The organism is Gilvirhabdus luticola, from assembly GCF_040117515.1.
Lineage (GTDB): Bacteria > Bacteroidota > Bacteroidia > Flavobacteriales > Flavobacteriaceae > Gilvirhabdus > Gilvirhabdus luticola.
The window spans coordinates 1-21617 of sequence record NZ_JBEEEN010000008.1 but is presented as its reverse complement, the minus strand read 5'-3'; the positions used below and the strand labels follow the sequence as shown (position 1 = coordinate 21617).

The following is a 21617-nucleotide window of genomic DNA, read 5'->3' as shown; positions in this document are numbered from 1 at the left end:
AGCCATTTGATGATTTATTTAATTTCAGATAAAACAGATCGTCCAGTCCAGTATTGTGGTTGTTCAATCCCCAAAATTTGTGCTATTGTTGCAGCTGTATCGTATGTAACAATACTTGAGTTAAGCTTTCCTTTTTTAGGTATATTTTTGCAACAAAGAATCCATGGTATTTCAACTTCTTCTAAAGTTTTTCCACCGTGACCTTTACCAATGCCTCCATGATCTGATGAAAAAATGATTGCGGTATCATCCATTAAATTATTTTTCTCTAAAGTTGTAATTATAATACCCACCAAACTATCTATTTTCTCCACAGCCTCATAATATTCAGGAGTATCATGTCCAATGTTATGTCCTGCTCCATCTGGCTCATCAAAATGTATAAACGTTAAGGCTGGTTTTTCGTCCACAATAAACTTTAATGCTTTTTTAGCAGTATCAACATCTGTTTTTCCATTATAATCTATATCTACCATGCTCTTTTCAAATAGATAACCAATTCCTCCCCATGTGTAAACTACTCCTTTTTTAGCTTCAGGAAGTTGTTCTTCTATTAAACTAAATATTGTAGGGTATATATTCCCTTTCCCAATTATTCTTGACGGCAATTCTGGAGTTTTACTTCCCCATTCTGTATAACCATGTAATTCTGGCCCCGATCCCATAATCATAGATGCCCAATTAACTGCGCTAGAAGATGGTAATACACATCTTGCTTCCAAAGAGTAAGAGCCTTCTTGCATTAGTTTTCTCAAGTTTGGGACTTTAGCTTTATTAAAAGCATAAGCACCAAAGCCATCCGAACCTATTAATATAACATGTTTTGCAAGAGGTTTCTGATTTTCTGATTTATTGGTCTGTAAACAGGAGAAATTAAAACCAATTAAAAATAGAAATAATAAATTCAAAGGATTGAATGTTTTCATTGATTTAATCTCTATAATTTATAAATTTGAATGGCGTTAGCTCCCATTACTTTATTTTTATCTCTTTCAGTAAAAGAATTTAAGTAATTTTGGAGTATATTTAGTTGCTGTTTGTAGCTAGCGGCTAAAAGACACACAGGCCAATCGGAACCATACATGACTCTTTTTACTCCAAAAGATTCAAAAATCACATCTAAATATTTATCAAAATCACTTGTTTTCCAATCTTCCCAATTGGCTTCAGTGACCATACCAGAAACTTTACATGCAACATTTGGAAATTGAGCCAAATTACGAATATCACTTTCCCAATTTTTTATTTTTTTATCTTTAATAAATGGCTTACCCAAATGATCTAGAATGAATTTTTGATTTGGAAACTTACGCACCAACTCAATAGCATTTTTTAGTTGATCAGGAAAGACCAAAATATCAAAAGTTAATCCAAATTGAGCTAATTTACAAATACCTTTTTGAAAATCATCTCTTAACATAAAATCTTCAGATTCCGCTTGAACAATATGTCTCACGCCTTTAAAGAATTTACATTTTGAATAATAAGCCAATTTATCTTCTACATTGCTGTCTAGTAAATTTACCCAACCAACAACACCTTTTATTATAGAATTCTCATCGGCTAATTCAAGTAAAAAATTAGTTTCTTTTTCAGATTGGTCTGCCTGAACTGCAATACAACCATCAACGTTATTAGACTTTAAAATTAGTTCAAAATCTGAAGGTAAAAAATCTTTCCTAATAACCTTTTTAGATTCATCAATCCAACCATCTCTAACAGGATCATATATCCAAAAATGCTGATGACTGTCTATTATCATTTTTGTTTAATTATTTATATGCTCTTACATATTGTCTAGAAATTCCTAATCCTTCAATACTCAGTTCCATAACATCATTTGGTTTCAGATATTTGGGTGGATTAAAGCCTAAACCAACTCCAAATGGGGTTCCTGTTGAAATAACATCTCCCGGTAGCAAAGTCATAAATTGACTTATATATGAAACAACTTCTTGCACATTAAATATAAAATCGGAAGTTGATGAGTGTTGTAAACGTTCACCATTAACTTCTAACCATAATTCTAAATTATTAGGGTTTTTTATTTCATCTTTTGTAGCAATGAATGGACCTAAAGGAGCAAATGTATCACAGCCCTTACCTTTGCACCATTGGCCTTCTTTTTCTATTTGAAAAGCTCGTTCAGAAATATCGTTATGTAATACATAACCAGCTATATAATCTTCGGCATTTTCTAAATCTACATAAGAAGCTTTTTTGCCAATAACAATTGCTAATTCTACTTCCCAATCTGTTTTCTCTGAATTTTTAGGCATAATAACATCATCATAAGGTCCACATATGGCAGTAGTGGATTTAAAGAATAATACGGGTTCATTGGGAATTTGCATTCCAGCTTCTTTGGCATGTTTTGCATAATTTAGTCCAACACAAACCAATTTTGAAGGACGAGCCAAAGGTGAACCCAATCTTTCTTTTTTAGAAATTTCAGGGCAATTGGACTTATTCTTTTTCAACCAGTTGCCCAATTTTTCTATGCCTTCATTTCCAAAAAAATCTTCATCGTAGTCTGTTACAAAAGCTGAAACATCTATTTTCTCTCCATTATCTAATAAAACACCTGGTTTTTCCTTACCTAGTGCTCCAAATCTTATTATTTTCATCTGTTTTAATTTACTTTATTGTTTTATTCCTATACCCAAACAATGGGTTTTGTTGGCTTTAAAATTCGCAATTGGTTGTTTCATCCTTTCTTTTAGTAAAACACCTTTAATTGACTCCATGTTTTTGAACCATAACCTTCTGGGTCATTCTTCTGGATTTTTCCAGGAGTACTTCTACCATTTTCTATATAGGTAATCATTAACTGTAATAATTTGTTACTGATTTTAAGATGCTTACCAAAAAGATTATGCTTTTCTCCAGGGTCATCAACCAAATTATATAATTGAAATGGAGGTAAGTTTTCGATATCTTCAGAATTGGGTTCAGGATGACTCCATCCTCCTGAATCAGGGCAAAATATCATTTTCCAAGCTCCTTTTCGAATAGCAAAACTTCCATTTATCGAGTGATGTATTATAACTTCTCTTTGATAATTGTTGGAATTAGGTTTTAACAATATGGGTAAAATAGAATAACTGTCTTCCCCTTCGTTATCCTTCAATGGAATGTTTACAATATCTGCACAGGTTGCTAAAAAATCTGTCGTGCATATTGTTTTATCGGAAGTGTTTCCCTTTTTAATCTTATCTGGCCATTTAACAATAAATGGTACGCGATGTCCTCCTTCAAAAATATCAGCTTTATGCCCTCGATAAATTGAACTTGGGTAATGGCCTTTAGCAATCATCTCATTAAAATCTGCCGCTGGTGAACATCCGTTGTCACTCGTAAAGACAACTAAAGTATTATTTTCTATGCCCGTATTTTCAATAACCTTTAATAACTTCCCTACATAATCATCTATCATCATCACAAAATCTCCATAGGGATTTATTTTACTTTTGCCTTGCCAATTCTCTGAAGGCAAAATAGGAGTATGTGGTGATGGCAACGCCAGATACAGCATAAAAGGTTTATCAACTTTGGATATATCTTGTATATACTGAATCGCTTTTTCGAAGAAATGTGGTGTTACATCTTCATGAATGAAATTATTGGATGTTGGACCTTCTCTCCACCATCCATATTTTAAATTATTACTCGTTAATTTATCCGGAACTTGTGTGATTCTAGCATTTTCAACATACACATAAGGTGCCATATCCAAAGAACCACTATGTCCATAAGCATAATCGAAACCTAAATCGTTAGGACCATTCGCTATTTCTTTTGTAAAATCTATTGCTTTAAAGTCTTGAGCGCTCCAACCTTCACCTGTATTATCTATACCGCTTTTTATAGCCCAATCCCAACCTAAATGCCATTTGCCAATAAATGCTGTAGTATAACCTTCTTTTTTTAAGAAAGAAGCTATTGTCGTTCTCTCTTTTGGTATTAGTGCTTTTGACTTACCTGTAAGGACACCGCTTTTAAGTGGGCTTCTCCAATTATATCTTCCAGTAAGAATGCCATATCTTGTTGGAGTACAGACTGCTGATGAGGTATGTGCATCTGTAAACATGATTCCATCTGATGCTAACTTATCTAAATTAGGAGTTCTTATTTTCCCATCTGGATTGTAAGCGTGTATATCTCCATAACCTAAATCATCTGCTAAAATGTAGATAATGTTCGGATATTGTCCTAAACTCACATCTGTTTTTTGAGGTTGTCCAAAACAGTATAAATTACAGAATAGAGCAATAAAACTTATAACTATTTTTGCATTTTTAAAAGCTATTACAAATTTTATTGTGACTATTCGCATCTATTTTCCATTCAATTTAATAAAACCACCGTCAATTGGAAAATCAGTTCCTGTAATAAAAGAGGCTTCTTCAGAACACAAATACAATGCTAAACTGGCAACTTCTTCTGGTGTTCCCATTCTTCCAATTGGTTGGGTTTTAGAAAGTTTGTCAAACATTTCTTCTTCCTTGCCAGGATAGTTCTTTTTTATAAATCCGTCTACAAAAGGAGTGTGAATTCTAGCAGGTGAAATACAATTGCAACGAATACCATAACTTATATAATCTTTGGCTATAGAATAAGTCATGGCAAGAACTGCACCTTTAGTCATTGAATAAGCAAAGCGATCTGAAACGCCAACTGATGATGCAATGGAGGCCAAATTTAAAATAACACCTTGTTTGTTTTTCTTCATAACTGGTATGCAAGCCTTTGTACAATTATAAATACCTTTAATGTTTACATTGTATAGTCTGTCTAAATCTTCCTCTTCAACATCTTCAATATTACCCACATGGGCTATACCAGCATTATTAATTAAAATATGAACAGGTTCATCTTCGGTAACTCGAGTGATGCTCTTTGCAACACTATTTTGGTTTGCAACATCACATTTATAAGCTTCGGCTAATGCACCGCTTGAGATAATCTCTGCAGCTGTTTCTTTAGCAGTTTCAAGATTATAATCCATTATATAAACTTTTGCTCCCTGTTTGGCAAAAGTTAAAGAGATTGCCTTACCAATCCCACTACCTCCTCCAGTAATCAGCACGTTTTTACCTTTTAGACTAAAGTGCTCCATGTCTTTCTACTTTAATATTATTTCTACAATCGTGTCGATTTTGTCCATTTGGTGCTCTTCAATGACAAATTTTAATACCCCTTTTTTTAAAGTAAATATTATTGGTGTTTTATCCTTAAAAAAGGCTATACTTTTGATTTTATTTTTAAAATTTGGAATGACAATTTCATTTAAATCAGAATCAATTATATGTAGATATAATGTATTATCTTTTTGTGTGGAGACAAACTTATCAGTGGGTTCAATAATTCCACTTTTAGTCCCATAAATGGTTTCACCAAATTGTTTTAGCCAATCACCAACCTCAAGCAATCGCTTGACGTGTTCATCTTGAATTTTACCATTTGGCATAGGTCCAACATTTAGTAAAAAGTTACTATTTCGTCCAGCAGCGTTTACTAGATATTGAATAAGTTGCCTAACTGATTTATGGTTACCATCTTGTAAGTTAAATCCCCAAGAATGATTAATAGTTTCACATGTTTCCAAAGGTAATTCGCCAATTTCGGTAGTTCCAAACCCAGTAGTGTTTTTTCCGGGGAGATCTTTCTCAAACATTTGGAAATCCTCACCCGGTATTGGAAGTTCATGGTGATTGTTTCCAATAAGTAGCGCTGAATTGATATCATGAATCATCTTATAGGTTCTTTCTAGGTTCCAATTAATTCCATCAATTCGGTATGGAACAGCCTTGTGCCAATCTTCTTTGTGTGGTGCTTGGTCCCACCATCCATCAAACCAAAATCCAGCAATATCATAATTTTCAGCAAGTTCTTTTATTTGAGCATCTTGATACTTTAAATAATTATCCCAATTTCCAGATTCTGGTCTTCCAGTTTTTCTACCGGTCCAACCTCTTGGAAAATAATCAGGATGATGCCAATCTAATTGTGAATAATAAGCGAACAATTTAATGTTTTGTCTTTTACACTCTTGTTCCAGTTCTCTAAAAATATCTCTACCAAAAGGTGTTGCCTTAACAATATTATAGTCGGACACTTTAGAATTATACATAGCAAATCCGTCATGGTGTTTAGTAGTAATTGTAATATATTTCATTCCAGAGGATTTAGCAAGGCTTACCACTTGTTTCGCATCAAATTCAATTGGATTAAAGAATGTCGGTAATAATTCATACCTGTCTATTGGTATGTTTTGGTTTTGCATCACCCATTCAGCATCTCCTAGAGTACTATAAACTCCCCAATGAATAAACATTCCAAACTTTGCATCTTGAAACCATGTTCTAGCTTGCATATTTTCTTCAGAAGGTACATATGATTCTTGAGAAATGACACTTTGATTAATAATGAATAAACCAAATAAAATAAATATGTTTTTCTTTATCATTTTTTAAAATTTATTTCGAGTTCCACATTTTCCCATCAGGAAAACTATAATCTTTTAAAGACTGTTCTTTCATTGTAATACTATAACCAGGTAATTGTGGTGGCATATATGCCCCATTTTTAATCACTACAGGTTCGCAAAAATGCTCATGTAAATGATCTACATATTCTATTATACTATTTTCCATACTACAGCTTATTGTAATAAAATCTATCATTGACAAATGCTGCACATACTCACATAATCCAACACCACCAGCATGAGGGCAAACTGGAATTTTGAATTTTGCTGCCATTAACAAGATAGCTAATATTTCGTTTACTCCACCAACTCTACAACTATCAATTTGACAAATTCCAATAGCATTAGCCTGAAATAATTGTTTAAACATTATACGATTTTGGCAATGTTCGCCTGTTGCTACTAATATTGGAGCTACATGCTTCGCTATTTTTGCATGTCCTAAAATATCATCTGGGCTTGTAGGTTCTTCTATCCACCAAGGATTGAACTTCTTTAATTGGGTCATGTTTTCAATGGCCTCTTCAACATCCCATTTTTGGTTAGCATCCATCATAAGTTTTAAATCATCACCTATTTCTTCTCTAATGATGGTAGCTCTCCTAATGTCATCCTTTAAATCAGAACCAACTTTTATTTTCATGTGCTTAAACCCATCTGCTTTGGCTTCTCTACATAGACGACGCATTTTTTCATCAGAATATCCTAGCCATCCTGCAGATGTGGTATATGCAGTGTAGCCATTTTTTAATAAATAATTGATTCGTGTTTGTTTAGTGTTTTCATTTTTTTTTATTAATTCTAATGCCTCGATAGGCGTCATTACGTCCGTTATATAGGTAAAATCAATACATCTTACCAATTCTTCTGAAGACATATCTGCTAACAATTTCCAAAGTGGTTTTTCTTCAACTTTTGCATATAAATCCCAAACTGCATTAACCACTGCTCCAGTAGCTAAATGTATAATGCCTTTCTCTGGTCCTAACCAACGCAACTGACTATCTCCGGTAATCATTTTCCAAAAAGCACCCATATTACTGGTAAAAGAATTTAAACTTTTGCCTAGAATTAAGTGGGAAATAGATTTAATTGCGGCTACACACAACTCATTACCTCTTCCAATAGTAAAAGTTAAACCATGACCTTCAATATTGTTAGGATGATTTGTCTTTAATATCACATACGCAGCAGAATAATCTGGATCAGGATTCATTGCATCCGATCCATCTAATGTTTTGCTTGTTGGAAACCGAATGTCTTTAGTTTCTATCTCTGTAATTATAAGATCGGTAGTCATTAACGTTTTTATAACAAATCTATAATTTCTTCAAGCTATTATCCACCAATATTTTGATTAACACTAATACTTTTTTTGCTTTCAATGAATTAAGCTTTTAAATAAAATCAAATATTAATGTGTTTCTTAAGATATTCTGATGGAGAAAACGATGTAATAGATTTGAACTGTCTATTAAAATTTGAAAGATTGTTATAACCTGATTCAAAACAGATGGATGCAATATTGTACTTGTTTTCTATAAGAAGCTTACAAGCATATCCTATTCTTATTTCGTTTAAGTATTTTGAAAACGGTTTCTTATTTATTTTTTTAAAAAGCCTGCTAAATGCAGATTCATTCATGTTGGCAATATCTGCAACATTTTTTAATGAAATTGGTTTATTAAAATTATTAAATATATATTGATATACCTTATCTAATTTACCGACTTCATCCTTAACAAAAGTATTAGAAAACCCTATGCTTACTAATAATTTATAATCTTTTTGACCAGCTAAACTATTAAGTAATTGTATGAATAATAAGGTTTTTTCAAAATCATTGTTCAAATCTAAAATTTTTTTGAATGCTGCGATTATTTCATCTCTTGGCTTAATAAAGTGAATTCCATGATTGGCTCTTTCAAACAATTTTGAAATATGATTCATCTCTGGAATACATTTTAAAAATTCTTTTTTAAAATGTATTACAATTGCTTCAGCAATAAGATTTGAATTTTGAGAAAAATATTCTTCTTCATTAAAAAACATATGAGGCAAATTTTCTCCAAGTAGCAATACTTCTCCTTCATCAAATTTTAAGACTGAATCACCAATAAATTTTGTGCCTTTACTTTTTACAATAAGTATTAATTCTAATTCAGAATGGTAATGCCAAAGTTTTAAGAAATGAGGAAAACGATTTAACCTAGCCGTAAATGAGCTATTTAACTTACTACTCCTATCTGTAAGATGTAATTTCATCTACTCTATTTTAAATAAAACTAATAAGAATTTTACTAATTAGTTAAATTTTTAATAAAAAGAGCAAATATAATATTATGCTTGACCTTAATTTGTAGTATAAAAACTTTATAGGAAATCAATAAAAAACCTTGTAAATCATACAATTTACAAGGTTTTAGTTTCTATTAGTGTTAATTTTTGTCGGGGTGGCAGGATTCGAACCTGCGACCTCCTGCTCCCAAAGCAGGCGCGATAACCGGGCTACGCTACACCCCGAAAAGATTATCAAATATGCGGAGAGACTGGGATTCGAACCCAGGCAACACTTACGCGTTGACAGATTAGCAATCTGCTCCATTACCACTCTGGCACCTCTCCAATTCTAATAAGAACTTATGCAATAAAATTGCGGATGCAAATGTAACTTTTCATCTTTAAGAACGCAACTATTTTATTTATTTTTTTGATCATTTATTCTGGATATTCTATTCTTAAATGATAAATATTTGCAAGTTTGTGCTTTAAAACTTTTTTGATAGATTGAATTTCTTTGAATGTAATGTTTGCATTTAAAAATTGTTCAGTCACCATTTGCTTATTAATAATATTTTCTACGAAAGTATCAATTTTAGAGGATGTTGGATTTTTTAAACTTTTCGAGGCTGCTTCAACGCTATCGCACATCATTAAAATTGCAGTTTCTTTACTGAAAGGTGTTGGTCCAGGATAACTAAAATCACTATGTACAATAGTATCGTTTACTTCCTTTTCCTTCATATAGAAATAATAAACCATACTAGTACCATGATGTGTTCTTATAAAATCTATAACCCTATCTGGTAAATTGTGTTTTCTGGCTATCTCTATACCATTAATAACATGGTCTATAATAATTTTTGCACTTTCTGTTGAAGATAATTCGTCATGAGGATTAATTCCTGTAGATTGATTTTCTGTAAAGTAAGTGGGGTTCTTCATCTTTCCAATATCATGGTATAACGCACCAACCCTTACAAGCATGGCATTGGCTCCAATTTCATTTGCAGAAGCTTCAGCCAAATTTGCCACGTTAAGTGAGTGGTGAAATGTCCCGGGAGCTACATTAGACAATTCTTTAAGCAATTTAGTATTGGTATCTGAAAGTTCTAAAAGAGAAACATCAGATACAAGGCCAAATAGTTTTTCGTAAGCATAAATAAGAGGTTGTACAAATAAAGTTGCTAAACCGCACAAAATAAACATCCCAAAAGTTTCCCAATGCATAGCTTCTATACTGCCTTCATGAATTATGAAAAATGCAAAATAGGCAACAATATAAATAAGTGTAATCTGACCTACGGAAATAAATAAATTGGCTCGTTTATAAAGTTCTGAAACTGTTAATATGGTAACTATTCCTGCAATAATTTGCAAAAACATATACTCAAAATTATTTGGCACAATAAGTCCTAATAGTAAAACAGTTAATACATGTGTAAACATACCAAGTCTTGCGTCAAAAAAAGCTTTCAACACCAATGGTAAAATACATATTGGAACGATATAAATATATTGTGAATTGTAGTTTACGACAAGTGTGGTAAGCAATACCATCAATAATATATTGAAAAAGATAAAGGTAACTTTGGTATTATCCTCAAAAACTGATAACCTATATTTTCGAAGGAAAAGCAACAGCATTAATAAAGCTAATGCAACCAATAATGTATATGCAAATACTATCCAATAATAGTTAGATTCATTCCAAACTTGAGATTCATATTCTGATTCTAATGATTTTAATATTTGAAATTTGTCTCCTTCAACAACTTCTCCTTTTGAGATAATTAATGTTTCTTTTGCTATACTACCTCTAGTGTAAGATATTTTGCCTAATTCAGCATTTAATTCACTTTCTGTAAAACTTTTATTATATGTTAAATTAGGTTCAACAATATCAAAAAACAGTGATGCAAACAGGTTTTTATACTTTACCAGATTATCTTCACGTAATGCATTATTAAGTATTGTTGTTAAATTTTCTTGGTTAACGAGATTAGAATATGTTGTTCGAAATTTTTCTACGCGATCCTCCAATATAATTACATTTCTTGCATCTTTAAAATTGTATTTTTCGCTTAAAAAGCCATACTCATACAATTCCTCAATGATTCGCATTCCAGTGGCGGTAATAGTTTCAAAATCACTTGTAGGAATAGAATCTACTATAACCTCTTTCAATGCTTCCAGATATTTCGATACTATTCTTGGCTTTACTTCAGAATCAAGATTGAAATATAGAAAAGCATTATTATTAACAGCTTCCTTTTCAGAATCAATTTCGCTTTGATTTTTTTTGATAGCAAAATTAAATGGAGCATATAAATTTTCAGATTGCCAAGGTTTGCCTTTTTCAAAACTGTATTTAAACTTTCCACTTTTTGGAAACAAATAAACAATTAGAAACGTAGCACTTACAAACAATAAAATTTTATATGCTAAAGAGTGATTTCTATATAACTTATTTGTTAGGTCTTTCATTTAAAGTATTAAGGTTATCAAATGTAATAAATATCCTTTTATTAGAATATTTAAATACTCTAATCGTTCTAAATTCTTCTCAAAAATCATTAATTTCGCCAAAGCACAATAAACATATTTTAAAATGAATAATGATGTTGTTATAGTTTCCGCAGCTCGAACACCAATAGGTAGTTTTTTAGGCTCTCTCTCAACAATACCTGCACCTAAATTAGGGGCAATTGCCATAGAAGCCGCTTTGGAAAGAATTAACTTGAAACCAGAATTGGTACAAGAAGTCTTAATGGGAAATGTTGTTCAAGCTGGTACAGGCCAGGCGCCTGGCAGGCAAGCAGCAATATTTGCTGGGATTCCAAACACAGTACCTTGTACAACAATAAATAAGGTTTGTGCTTCTGGTATGAAAGCTGTAATGCAAGCTGCCCAAGCCATTGCATTAGGAGATATAGATATTGCAGTTGCTGGAGGTATGGAAAATATGAGTTTGATTCCACATTATTATCATGCTCGTTCAGCTACAAAATTTGGCCCAGCTACCCTTATTGATGGAATGCAAAAAGATGGTTTGGTAGATGTTTATGACCAGAATGCCATGGGAGTCTGTGCAGATGCTTGTGCCATAGAACATAATTTTTCAAGAGAAGACCAAGATACTTTTGCAATTCAATCGTACAAACGTTCTTCTGATGCTTGGAGTTCAGGGAAATTTGACAATGAAGTAGTTCCAGTTGAAGTTCCGCAAAGACGTGGTGAACCCATTATAGTTAATAGAGATGAAGAGTTTACCAATGTAGTGCTTGAAAAAATCCCAACACTTCGACCAGCATTCACATCAGATGGAACAGTAACTGCAGCCAATGCCTCAACAATAAATGATGGTGCTGGAGCAATAGTTTTGATGAGCAGAGAAAAAGCTAATGAATTAGGATTAAAACCACTAGCAACAATAAAAAGTTATGCAGATGCTGCTCAAGAACCAAAATGGTTCACTACTGCTCCTGCCAAAGCTTTACCAAAAGCTTTAAACAAAGCTGGGATTTCTATTAAAGATGTTGATTTTTTTGAGTTTAATGAAGCTTTTTCGGTTGTTGGATTAGCAAATATGAAACTTTTAGGATTAAGTGATGCTAATGTGAATGTGAATGGAGGAGCTGTTTCTCTTGGTCATCCATTGGGATGTTCAGGTGTTAGAATAATTATTACACTATTAAATGTTCTTGAACAAAACAATGCTAAAATTGGAGCTGCTGCTATTTGTAATGGTGGTGGTGGTGCTTCGGCAATAATAATTGAACGTAACTAAAATTTTAATGCAATACGGAATCTGTAATTTAAGTATTGTTCCAATTCGTTTTGAACCGTCTGACAAAAGTGAACTTGTTTCACAATTACTTTATGGCGAGCATTTTAAAATTATTGAAAAGCGAAAACTTTGGTGTAAAATTAGAGTAGCTTTTGATGGCTACGAAGGTTGGGTAGACAAAAAACAATTCATTGAAATTTCGAAAGACCAATATAATTATCTGGATGAAACAAACTCTAGTTATTCCTATGATTTGATTGAATATGTTCAAAGTAAGAATCAAGAATTGATTTTGATTACACTTGGTGCTTCATTAAATGGATTACAAATTTTTGAACATAGTTATGACGGTAATTCATTACATGGTATTCAGGATAAATTGAATCTTATAAACACTGCTTTTTTATTTTTGAATGCTCCATATCTTTGGGGTGGAAAATCACCACTTGGGATTGATTGTTCCGGATTTACTCAAATGGTTTACAAAATAAATGGTTATAAATTACTTCGAGATGCTTCACAACAAGCTGCACAAGGTGAGGCATTAAGTTTTATAGAAGAAAGTGAACCTGGTGATTTAGCTTTTTTTGATAATGACGAAGGTAATATAATTCATGTTGGCATTATTCTAAAAGACAATTATATTATTCACGCCCATGGTAAAGTTAGAATTGATAGGTTGGACCATTCTGGTATTTATAATGTAGAAAAGAACATTCATACTCATAAATTAAGAGTTATAAAAAAGATTATATAAAAAAAGACCACTAAATTAGAGGTCTTTTTTTATGATTAAATAATTTTAATTAGTTTCCACTTTCAAGAACTTCAACTTTAGCCTTAAGTGCCTTAAATTTAGCATCATCACCTGTTACACTATAAATGTTCATAAGTGTTTTAGCGGCTTGTATATTATCAGATTCAATCTCTAAAGCAGATTCAAGATAAGGTATTGCATTCTGGTATAAAACTTTTCTTTCTTCTCTTAACTCATCATATCTTCTATCATCAGCAGCTGAACTACCTAAACCATTCATTTCTTCAATTAAAGCTTCTTCTTCAGATAAGATTAAAGCAGCCATGTTAATTTGTGCATTAATATAATTAGGGTCTAATTCAATAGATTTTTTATAATATTTTTTAGCACTTTCTTTATCTCCAGATTCTGCAGCGATAACTCCTAAATTATATTGTAATTCTGGGTTGTTTGGGTCTTTTTGAGTAGCTAATTGTAAAAGATTTCTAAATTCTTCATTATTACCCATTCTATAATGGATATTTGCTTCGGACAACAATAAATTGATATCATCTGGGTTTTCTTTTCTTGCATCATCCATAGCTTCTAAAGCCATTTCATTTTCACCATTGCTTACATGAATTAATGCAATGTTTTTCACAATTTCAGCACGTTTAGATTCTGTCTTATTTGCTTTAGGATTAATATGAGTACCTGCCTTTACAGAAAGATCTCTTAAACTCGCACTTTGAAAAGCTTCTTCTTCGCCATTTTCTTTGTTGGTAGCCACATATTCTGTTTCAATTCCTGTAAAACCTAAATCTTTAAGCTCATTATATAATTTTAGAGAACGATCATAATCCTGTACACTTACTGCGGTTGATGCTGCATAATAAAGATAAAGTGTGTCTCTAGTTGAGGCTCTATAGGCTTGCTCAAAACTGTGCGAGGCGGATGAATAATCATTCTTTTCATAATACTCATTCCCTTTGGTTAAAAATGAATTTACCATTTCTTGTTTCAATTCTCCAACTTCAGGTGAATTTTGATTACCAATATTACCCAAACTTTCTAAAGCCAGGTTTATATCATCATTACTACCTGCTCCATTAGCAAACAATGCTTTAGCATTAAGAAAATAATAATTGTCTTTGGTTTTAGCGTCTAGAGACGATAACATTGGTGAAACCGAACTTAATGCTGCTTTAGCCTCGGCAAAGTTATTTCCCTTTATAGCTTTTTCTGCTGCTTTCAATTCTTTCTTTTGGGCAAAAGAAATTGTAGATATCAATATAGCAAATGCTACTAAAAATTGTTTTTTCATTCTGTTTAATCTTTAATTTATTCGTTGTTATTGTTTTCTTCTTGACTCATATCAAGAGTTGTGCCATCTTCTTTTTCTGAAGTGATATTATCGACATCTTCTATGTCATCAACTTCATCGTCTTCGTGCATTACTTTAGCAACAGCAGCTATAGAATCTGAATTTTTTAAATTGATGAGTTTTACGCCTTGCGTGGCTCTACCCATGACCCTTAAATCTTTAACAGCCATTCTAATTGCTATACCAGATTTATTAATAATCATCAAATCATCGCTATCAGTTACAGTTTTAATGGCTACTAAATTACCAGTTTTTTCTGTAATAGAAATAGTTTTTACTCCTTTTCCACCACGATTTGTAATTCTATAAACGGCTTCACCATCTTCAGGATCATCAATATAAGTACGTTTGCCATATCCGTTTTCAGAAACCACTAATACTGTTTCTTCTTGTGGATTTTCTATTGTAACCATACCTATTACCTCATCTTTAGCATTGGCTAATTTAATTCCTCTAACACCGGAAGCGCCTCTGCCCATAGGTCTTGTTTTCGCTTCCTCAAAACGAATGGCTTTGCCAGACTTTAATGCTAGCATTACTTGACTTGTTCCTGTTGTTAATTTAGCTTCTAAAAGTACATCATCTTCTTTAATGGTAATTGCATTAATACCGTTTGTTCTAGGGCGAGAATATTGCTCCAATGACGTTTTTTTAACTTGACCATTTTTCGTTGCCATTATCACATAATGACTATTAATATAATCTTCATCTTTTAAATCTTGAGTACAAATAAAGGCCATTACCTTATCATCTTGCTCAATATTTATTAAATTTTGAATCGCACGTCCTTTAGATGTTTTACTTCCTTCTGGGATTTCATAAACACGCATCCAGAAACATTTTCCTTTTTGAGTAAAGAAGAGCATATATTGATGGTTTGTGCCAACAAATAAATGCTCAAGAAAATCTTCATTTCTGGTCGTTGAAGCTTTTTGTCCTACTCCACCTCTATTCTGTGTTTTATATTCTGTAAGAGAGGTTCGTTTGATATATCCTGCATGCGAAATGGTAATAACAACCTTTTCGTTAGGGATCATATCTTCTATACTTAAATCTCCACCTGCATATTCAATAATTGAGCGACGTTCATCTCCATATTTTTCTTTAACCACTAAAAGCTCTTCTTTGATAATACTCATCCTACGGTCTTTTTTATCAAGAATATCTTTTAAATCTTCAATGGTTTTCATTAAATCATCATATTCAGAACGTAACTTGTCTTGTTCTAAACCTGTAAGCTGTCTTAAACGCATTTCTACAATGGCTTTAGCTTGTATTTCAGACAGCTCAAAACGTTCGACTAACTTCATTCTTGCCTCGTCCGCATTTGAAGATGCTCTTATTAATGCAATTACTTCATCAATATTATCTGAAGCAATAATCAAACCTTCTAAAATATGCGCTCTTTCTTCGGCTTTGCGTAATTCATACGCAGTACGTCTTACAACAACATCATGTCTATGCTCTACAAAATGATGTATTAGCTCTTTTAAATTTAATAATTGAGGTCTGCCTTTTACTAATGCAATATTATTTACACTAAAAGACGATTGTAATGCTGTATATTTATACAACTTGTTTAAAACTATATTAGGAATGGCATCACGCTTCAACACATAAACAACACGCATACCATTTCTATCTGATTCATCACGAATAGTAGAAATGCCATCTAATTTTTTATCATTAACCAAATCGGCAGTTTTCTTAATCATGTCTGCCTTATTTACTTGATAAGGTATTTCGGTTACAATAATGGACTCTCTTCCATCAACTTCTTCAATAATAGCTTTTGCTCTAATAACAATACGTCCTCTACCGGTATGGAAAGCTTCTCTAACACCATCATAACCGTAGATGGTTCCTCCTGTAGGAAAATCTGGTGCTTTTATATGTGTTATTAATTCATCAATCTCAATATTTGGGTTATCGATATACGCAACAGTACCATCAACAACTTCACTCAAATTATGTGGAGGCATGTTTGTTGCCATACCAACTGCAATACCAGATGCTCCATTAACTAGTAAACCGGGTATTCTTGTTGGCAGAACTGTAGGCTCTTGAAGCGTGTCATCAAAATTTAATTTATGATCAACCGTTTCTTTATCTATATCTGCCAACATGTCTTCTGAAATCTTGCGCATACGCGCTTCGGTATAACGCATTGCAGCAGGACTATCTCCATCAATTGATCCAAAGTTACCTTGGCCATCAACAAGCATATATCGCAAACTCCATTCTTGAGCCATACGCACCATAGTATCGTATACCGACGTATCACCATGAGGATGATATTTACCTAAAACTTCTCCAACAATTCTTGCAGATTTTTTATGTGCAGTATTAGACCTTACACCTAACTCATGCATTCCATAAAGAACTCTTCTATGCACTGGTTTTAAACCATCTCTTACATCTGGCAAAGCACGTGACACTATGACCGACATTGAATAATCAATGTAAGCCGATTTCATCTCATCTTCTATATTAATTGGTATCAGTTTTTCTCCTTCTGCCATAATTATTTATTAGTTTTTTTACAATTTTTTAAATCGTGCTAATATAATTATTTCATAAGTTATAGTAAGGCATAATAGCTTGTTTTTTCTGTTTTTTATTAACAATTTAAAGCGGTTTATTGGTTAATAAATATGAACGAAAATATTTTGATTTAGTCGCCTTTTTTTGTCAATTAGTCCAGTTAATATTAATTTAAGGTATAGTTTTTGCCATTAATAAATATGTTTTAGTATTTTTAATGCAGAAAGAGGAAAGTTTATGGACGATAATTTTTCACCAAGAGTAAAAGATGTGATTGCTTATAGCAAAGAGGAGGCATTGCGTTTAGGCCATGATTTTATTGGCACTGAACACTTAATGCTTGGTCTTTTACGTGATGGAAGTGGAAAAGCTATTAATATATTAAATGCTTTAGAAATTGATTTAAATCATTTAAGAAGAAAAGTAGAAATTTTAAGCCCTGCCAATCCAAATGTTTCTGAACTGTCAAACGAAAAGAAAAATCTACACCTGACTAGACAAGCAGAACGAGCTTTAAAAACAACTTTTTTAGAAGCGAAATTATTTCAAAGCACTTCTATAAATACAGCACACTTGCTTTTGTGCATTTTAAGAAATGAAAACGACCCAACTACAAAACTTTTAAATAAATTAAAAGTTGATTACGATAACGTAAAAGAACAATTTAAACTTATGATTACTAGCGACGATAATTATCTTGATTCGCCAAAAGCTGAATCATTTTCTGATGAAGACGATACTTCTGAAGAAACATCAAAAGACAACCCTTTTAGTCAATCTACAACTAAAAGTAACAAGAAATCAAAAACTCCTGTTTTAGATAATTTTGGACGAGATCTTACAGCTCTAGCTGAAGAAGGCAAACTTGATCCTGTTGTAGGACGAGAAAAAGAAATTCAAAGAGTTTCACAAATATTAAGTAGAAGAAAAAAGAATAATCCACTACTTATTGGTGAACCAGGTGTTGGTAAATCTGCAATTGCAGAAGGTTTGGCAGAGCGCATCATTAAAAGAAAGGTTTCACGAATTTTATTCAACAAACGTGTTGTTACACTAGATTTGGCAAGCCTTGTTGCTGGAACAAAATATCGGGGACAATTCGAAGAGCGGATGAAAGCTGTTATGAACGAACTTGAAAAGAATGATGATGTTATTCTGTTTATAGATGAAATACACACCATTGTAGGTGCTGGAGGCGCTACAGGAAGTTTGGATGCATCAAATATGTTCAAACCTGCTTTAGCTAGAGGAGAAATTCAATGTATAGGTGCTACAACGTTGGATGAATATAGGCAATATATTGAAAAAGATGGAGCTTTAGAAAGACGTTTCCAAAAAGTAATTGTTGAGCCAACAAGTGTTGAAGAAACTATTGAAATACTCAACAATATAAAAGGTAAGTACGAAGATCACCACAATGTGGATTACACAAATGAAGCTATTCAAGCCTGTGTTAAATTAACAAATAGGTACATGACAGAACGTTTCCTTCCAGATAAAGCTATAGATGCTCTGGACGAAGCAGGTTCTCGTGTACATATTACCAACATCGCTGTTCCTAAACAAATATTGGAATTAGAAAAACAACTTGAAGGCGTTAAGGAAACAAAGAATTCGGTTGTAAGAAAACAAAAGTATGAAGAAGCTGCCAAGCTTCGTGATGATGAGAAACGCCTTGAAAAAGAACTATCAATCGCTCAAGAAAAGTGGGAAGAGGAAACAAAACAACACAGAGAAATCGTTACTGAAGATAATGTTGCAGATGTCGTTTCAATGATGACTGGAATACCTGTGAATAAAATTGCTCAAACTGAAAGCAATCGTTTAGCAAAGTTACCGGAATTAATAAAAGGAAAAGTTATAGGTCAGGATGAGGCTGTTGCAAAAGTTGTTAAAGCTATTCAACGTAATCGAGCTGGTCTTAAAGACCCAAATAAACCTATTGGTTCATTTATATTTTTAGGCCAAACAGGAGTTGGTAAAACGCAGTTAGCCAAAGTTTTAGCTCGTGAATTATTTGATAGTGAAGATGCATTGGTACGCGTTGATATGAGTGAGTACATGGAGAAGTTTGCTATATCAAGATTAATAGGTGCTCCTCCTGGATATGTAGGTTATGAAGAAGGCGGTCAGCTTACTGAAAAAGTAAGACGTAAACCTTACGCAGTGATTCTTTTGGATGAGATAGAAAAAGCGCATCCTGATGTGTTTAATATGCTACTTCAAGTTCTAGATGATGGCTATTTAACTGATAGTTTAGGAAGAAAAATAGATTTCAGGAATACTATCATTATCATGACTTCGAATATTGGATCAAGAAAACTTCAAGATTTTGGAACTGGTGTTGGTTTTGGTACTGCGTCACAAAAGGCACAAGAAGATGCGAATGCCAGAAGTGTTATTGAAAATGCACTTAAAAAATCTTTTGCTCCAGAGTTTTTAAACAGAATTGATGATGTAGTGGTGTTTAATGTACTAGAAAAAGAGCATATCAATAAAATTATTGATATTGAGTTAGAAAAACTATTATCCAGAATAAACGATCTAGGGTACATTCTTAAATTAAGTAAAAGTGCAAAAGATTTTATTGCTGAAAAAGGTTTTGATAAACAATATGGAGCTAGACCTTTAAAACGCGCCATACAAAAGTATATCGAAGATGCTTTGGCCGAAGAAATAATAACTTCGAAAGTTCATGAAGGTGATAAAATTATTATGGATTTAGATAAAAAAGAAAGCAAGCTTAAGATAAAAATTGAAAAGGCAGAAAAACCTGCTGAATCATAAATTTATATTTTATTAAAAAGAAAAACCGCATTTGTATAATGCGGTTTCTTTGTTTGAAATAAATAAGAATTTACTTTTTAATTAACTGTTTTATTACAGTTTGATCATTAGTTAAATTTTTAATTTTTAATATATATGTTCCTTGTTGAGAAAGAACTGAATTTAGATCTTTTATTACAATAATCCTATCAACATTTTCAAATCTATTTGAAAAAATGCGTTGCCCCAATAAATTATATATAGATATCTCTAAACTCTCAAAAACTACATTATTTGACAACTGCAATGTAATTGAGTTGTCAAACGGATTTGGAAATACTCTAATACTTTTTATATCAATGTCTTCTAATCCAAAACTTTCACATAAATCACCGATACCGTCATTATCTTCATCACTCTGATCAGGATTTACAATATCAAAACAATTATCACATTCATCAGGAACACCATCTAAATCTGTGTCAACTGAATCGTCAAATCCTGGACAGATATCATTACAATCTGGTGTACCATCACCATCTGAATCTGTATCTGCTACGCCACAACCACAGTCTCCTAGTCCTGTCTTGTTTGGGTCTGATGGACAGTTGTCATTACAATCTGGTGTACCATCTCCATCTGAATCTGTATCTGCTACGCCACAACCACAGTCTCCTAGTTCTGTCTTGTTTGGGTCTGATGGACAGTTATCATTACAATCAGGTGTACCATCACCATCTGAATCTGTATCTGCTACGCCACAACCGCAGTCTCCTAGTTCGGTCTTGTTTGGATCACTTGGACAATTATCATTACAGTCTGGTGTGCCATCACTATCTGTATCTGTATCTGCTACGCCACAACCACAAGCTCCTGGTTCTGTTTTATTTGGATCTGATGGACAATTGTCATTACAATCTGGTGTACCGTCGCTATCTGCATCTGTATCTGCTATGCCACAACCACAATCGCCTGGTTCGATCTTGTTTGGGTCTGATGGACAGTTGTCATTACAATCAGGTGTACCATCACCATCTGAATCTGTATCTGCTACGCCACAACCGCAGTCTCCTAGTTCGGTCTTGTTTGGATCTGATGGACAATTATCATTACAATCAGGAGTGCCATCTCCATCTGAATCTGTATCTGCTACGCCACAACCACAGTCTCCTAGTTCGGTCTTGTTTGGATCACTTGGACAATTATCATTACAATCTGGTGTACCATCACCATCTGAATCTGTATCAGGTGTTCCGCAACCGCAAATACCGGGTTCCGTCTTATTCGGATCGCTCGGACAATTGTCATTACAATCTGGTGTACCGTCGCTATCTGCATCTGTATCTGCTATGCCACAACCACAATCGCCTAGTTCTGTTTTATTTGGATCACTTGGACAGTTGTCATTACAATCAGGTGTACCATCACCATCAGAATCTGTATCAGGTGTTCCGCAACCGCAAATACCGGGTTCCGTCTTATTCGGATCGCTCGGACAATTGTCATTACAATCAGGTGTACCATCACCATCTGAATCTGTATCTGATATACCACAACCACAAGCTCCTGGTTCTGTCTTGTTAGGGTCTGATGGACAGTTATCAATACAATCTGGTGTGCCGTCACT

The 21617-nt window shown here is 33.1% G+C and carries 15 protein-coding genes and 2 tRNA genes; 3 read left to right on the top strand and 14 right to left on the bottom strand.

Features of this window, described 5'->3' with window-relative positions; all coding sequences use genetic code 11:
• Positions 1-14 precede the first annotated feature (14 nt).
• The 11 genes from AAFP94_RS12515 to AAFP94_RS12465 all read right to left on the bottom strand — a co-directional run bounded on the left by AAFP94_RS12515 (position 15) and on the right by AAFP94_RS12465 (position 11257).
• Entirely contained in the window at positions 15-926 is a 912-nt protein-coding gene (locus AAFP94_RS12515; protein WP_316663079.1) for an alkaline phosphatase, read from the bottom strand.
• 11 nt (positions 927-937) lie between these two features.
• Positions 938-1762: an amidohydrolase family protein gene (locus tag AAFP94_RS12510; protein ID WP_316663078.1), complete on the bottom strand. Its 825-nt coding sequence runs from the start codon at positions 1760-1762 to the stop codon at positions 938-940.
• A gap of 10 nt (positions 1763-1772) precedes the next feature.
• Positions 1773-2627, bottom strand: a complete 855-nt coding sequence (locus AAFP94_RS12505; protein WP_316663077.1) for a fumarylacetoacetate hydrolase family protein — start codon at positions 2625-2627, stop codon at positions 1773-1775.
• Positions 2628-2719: 92 nt separating this feature from the next.
• Positions 2720-4336 carry a sulfatase family protein gene (locus tag AAFP94_RS12500; RefSeq protein WP_316663076.1) on the bottom strand — a complete coding sequence of 539 codons (1617 nt, stop codon included), beginning with the start codon at positions 4334-4336 and terminating at the stop codon, positions 2720-2722.
• Positions 4337-5119, bottom strand: coding sequence for an SDR family NAD(P)-dependent oxidoreductase (locus AAFP94_RS12495; protein WP_316663075.1), 783 nt, complete (start codon positions 5117-5119; stop codon positions 4337-4339).
• A gap of 6 nt (positions 5120-5125) precedes the next feature.
• Positions 5126-6469, bottom strand: coding sequence for an alpha-L-fucosidase (locus tag AAFP94_RS12490; protein WP_316663074.1), 1344 nt, complete (start codon positions 6467-6469; stop codon positions 5126-5128).
• A 10-nt stretch (positions 6470-6479) separates the two neighbouring features.
• Positions 6480-7790, bottom strand: a complete 1311-nt coding sequence (locus AAFP94_RS12485) for an L-fuconate dehydratase (protein ID WP_316663073.1) — start codon at positions 7788-7790, stop codon at positions 6480-6482.
• Between the two features lie 107 nt (positions 7791-7897).
• The gene (locus AAFP94_RS12480; protein ID WP_316663072.1) at positions 7898-8755 is read right to left on the bottom strand and encodes an AraC family transcriptional regulator; all 858 of its coding nucleotides are present in this window, start codon (positions 8753-8755) and stop codon (positions 7898-7900) included.
• Between the two features lie 183 nt (positions 8756-8938).
• Positions 8939-9013 (bottom strand) — tRNA-Pro (locus AAFP94_RS12475).
• An 18-nt stretch (positions 9014-9031) separates the two neighbouring features.
• Positions 9032-9115: transfer RNA gene (locus AAFP94_RS12470), tRNA-Ser, on the bottom strand.
• 93 nt (positions 9116-9208) lie between these two features.
• Positions 9209-11257, bottom strand: coding sequence for an HD family phosphohydrolase (locus tag AAFP94_RS12465; RefSeq protein ID WP_316663071.1), 2049 nt, complete (start codon positions 11255-11257; stop codon positions 9209-9211).
• Between the two features lie 124 nt (positions 11258-11381).
• On the opposite strand from AAFP94_RS12465, the gene AAFP94_RS12460 reads away from it, so the two are divergent.
• Both AAFP94_RS12460 and AAFP94_RS12455 read left to right on the top strand, forming a co-directional pair.
• Complete coding sequence (locus tag AAFP94_RS12460) at positions 11382-12560, top strand: acetyl-CoA C-acyltransferase (RefSeq protein ID WP_316663070.1); 1179 nt, start codon at positions 11382-11384, stop codon at positions 12558-12560.
• Between the two features lie 7 nt (positions 12561-12567).
• Positions 12568-13317: a C40 family peptidase gene (locus AAFP94_RS12455; RefSeq protein ID WP_316663069.1), complete on the top strand. Its 750-nt coding sequence runs from the start codon at positions 12568-12570 to the stop codon at positions 13315-13317.
• A gap of 49 nt (positions 13318-13366) precedes the next feature.
• Here AAFP94_RS12455 and AAFP94_RS12450 read toward each other — a convergent pair whose 3' ends face one another.
• The gene (locus AAFP94_RS12450; RefSeq protein WP_316663068.1) at positions 13367-14620 is read right to left on the bottom strand and encodes a tetratricopeptide repeat protein; all 1254 of its coding nucleotides are present in this window, start codon (positions 14618-14620) and stop codon (positions 13367-13369) included.
• Positions 14621-14637: 17 nt separating this feature from the next.
• Positions 14638-17202 (bottom strand): DNA gyrase subunit A, encoded by a 2565-nt coding sequence (gene gyrA, locus AAFP94_RS12445; RefSeq protein WP_316663067.1) that lies wholly within the window; start codon positions 17200-17202, stop codon positions 14638-14640.
• Positions 17203-17461: 259 nt separating this feature from the next.
• On the opposite strand from gyrA, the gene AAFP94_RS12440 reads away from it, so the two are divergent.
• Positions 17462-20011, top strand: a complete 2550-nt coding sequence (locus AAFP94_RS12440; protein WP_316663066.1) for an ATP-dependent Clp protease ATP-binding subunit — start codon at positions 17462-17464, stop codon at positions 20009-20011.
• A gap of 70 nt (positions 20012-20081) precedes the next feature.
• Here the strand turns inward: AAFP94_RS12440 and AAFP94_RS12435 are convergent.
• Positions 20082-21617 (bottom strand): thrombospondin type 3 repeat-containing protein (locus tag AAFP94_RS12435; protein ID WP_409628708.1); only part of this gene is annotated, 1536 nt, incomplete at its 5' end.

Coding starts and splice junctions, on each gene's coding strand:
- AAFP94_RS12515 (WP_316663079.1), bottom strand. CDS start 926: ATGAAAACATTCAATCCTTTGAATTTATTATTTCTATTTTTAATTGGT.
- AAFP94_RS12510 (WP_316663078.1), bottom strand. CDS start 1,762: ATGATAATAGACAGTCATCAGCATTTTTGGATATATGATCCTGTTAGA.
- AAFP94_RS12505 (WP_316663077.1), bottom strand. CDS start 2,627: ATGAAAATAATAAGATTTGGAGCACTAGGTAAGGAAAAACCAGGTGTT.
- AAFP94_RS12500 (WP_316663076.1), bottom strand. CDS start 4,336: ATGCGAATAGTCACAATAAAATTTGTAATAGCTTTTAAAAATGCAAAA.
- AAFP94_RS12495 (WP_316663075.1), bottom strand. CDS start 5,119: ATGGAGCACTTTAGTCTAAAAGGTAAAAACGTGCTGATTACTGGAGGA.
- AAFP94_RS12490 (WP_316663074.1), bottom strand. CDS start 6,469: ATGATAAAGAAAAACATATTTATTTTATTTGGTTTATTCATTATTAAT.
- AAFP94_RS12485 (WP_316663073.1), bottom strand. CDS start 7,790: ATGACTACCGATCTTATAATTACAGAGATAGAAACTAAAGACATTCGG.
- AAFP94_RS12480 (WP_316663072.1), bottom strand. CDS start 8,755: ATGAAATTACATCTTACAGATAGGAGTAGTAAGTTAAATAGCTCATTT.
- AAFP94_RS12465 (WP_316663071.1), bottom strand. CDS start 11,257: ATGAAAGACCTAACAAATAAGTTATATAGAAATCACTCTTTAGCATAT.
- AAFP94_RS12460 (WP_316663070.1), top strand. CDS start 11,382: ATGAATAATGATGTTGTTATAGTTTCCGCAGCTCGAACACCAATAGGT.
- AAFP94_RS12455 (WP_316663069.1), top strand. CDS start 12,568: ATGCAATACGGAATCTGTAATTTAAGTATTGTTCCAATTCGTTTTGAA.
- AAFP94_RS12450 (WP_316663068.1), bottom strand. CDS start 14,620: ATGAAAAAACAATTTTTAGTAGCATTTGCTATATTGATATCTACAATT.
- gyrA (WP_316663067.1), bottom strand. CDS start 17,202: ATGGCAGAAGGAGAAAAACTGATACCAATTAATATAGAAGATGAGATG.
- AAFP94_RS12440 (WP_316663066.1), top strand. CDS start 17,462: ATGGACGATAATTTTTCACCAAGAGTAAAAGATGTGATTGCTTATAGC.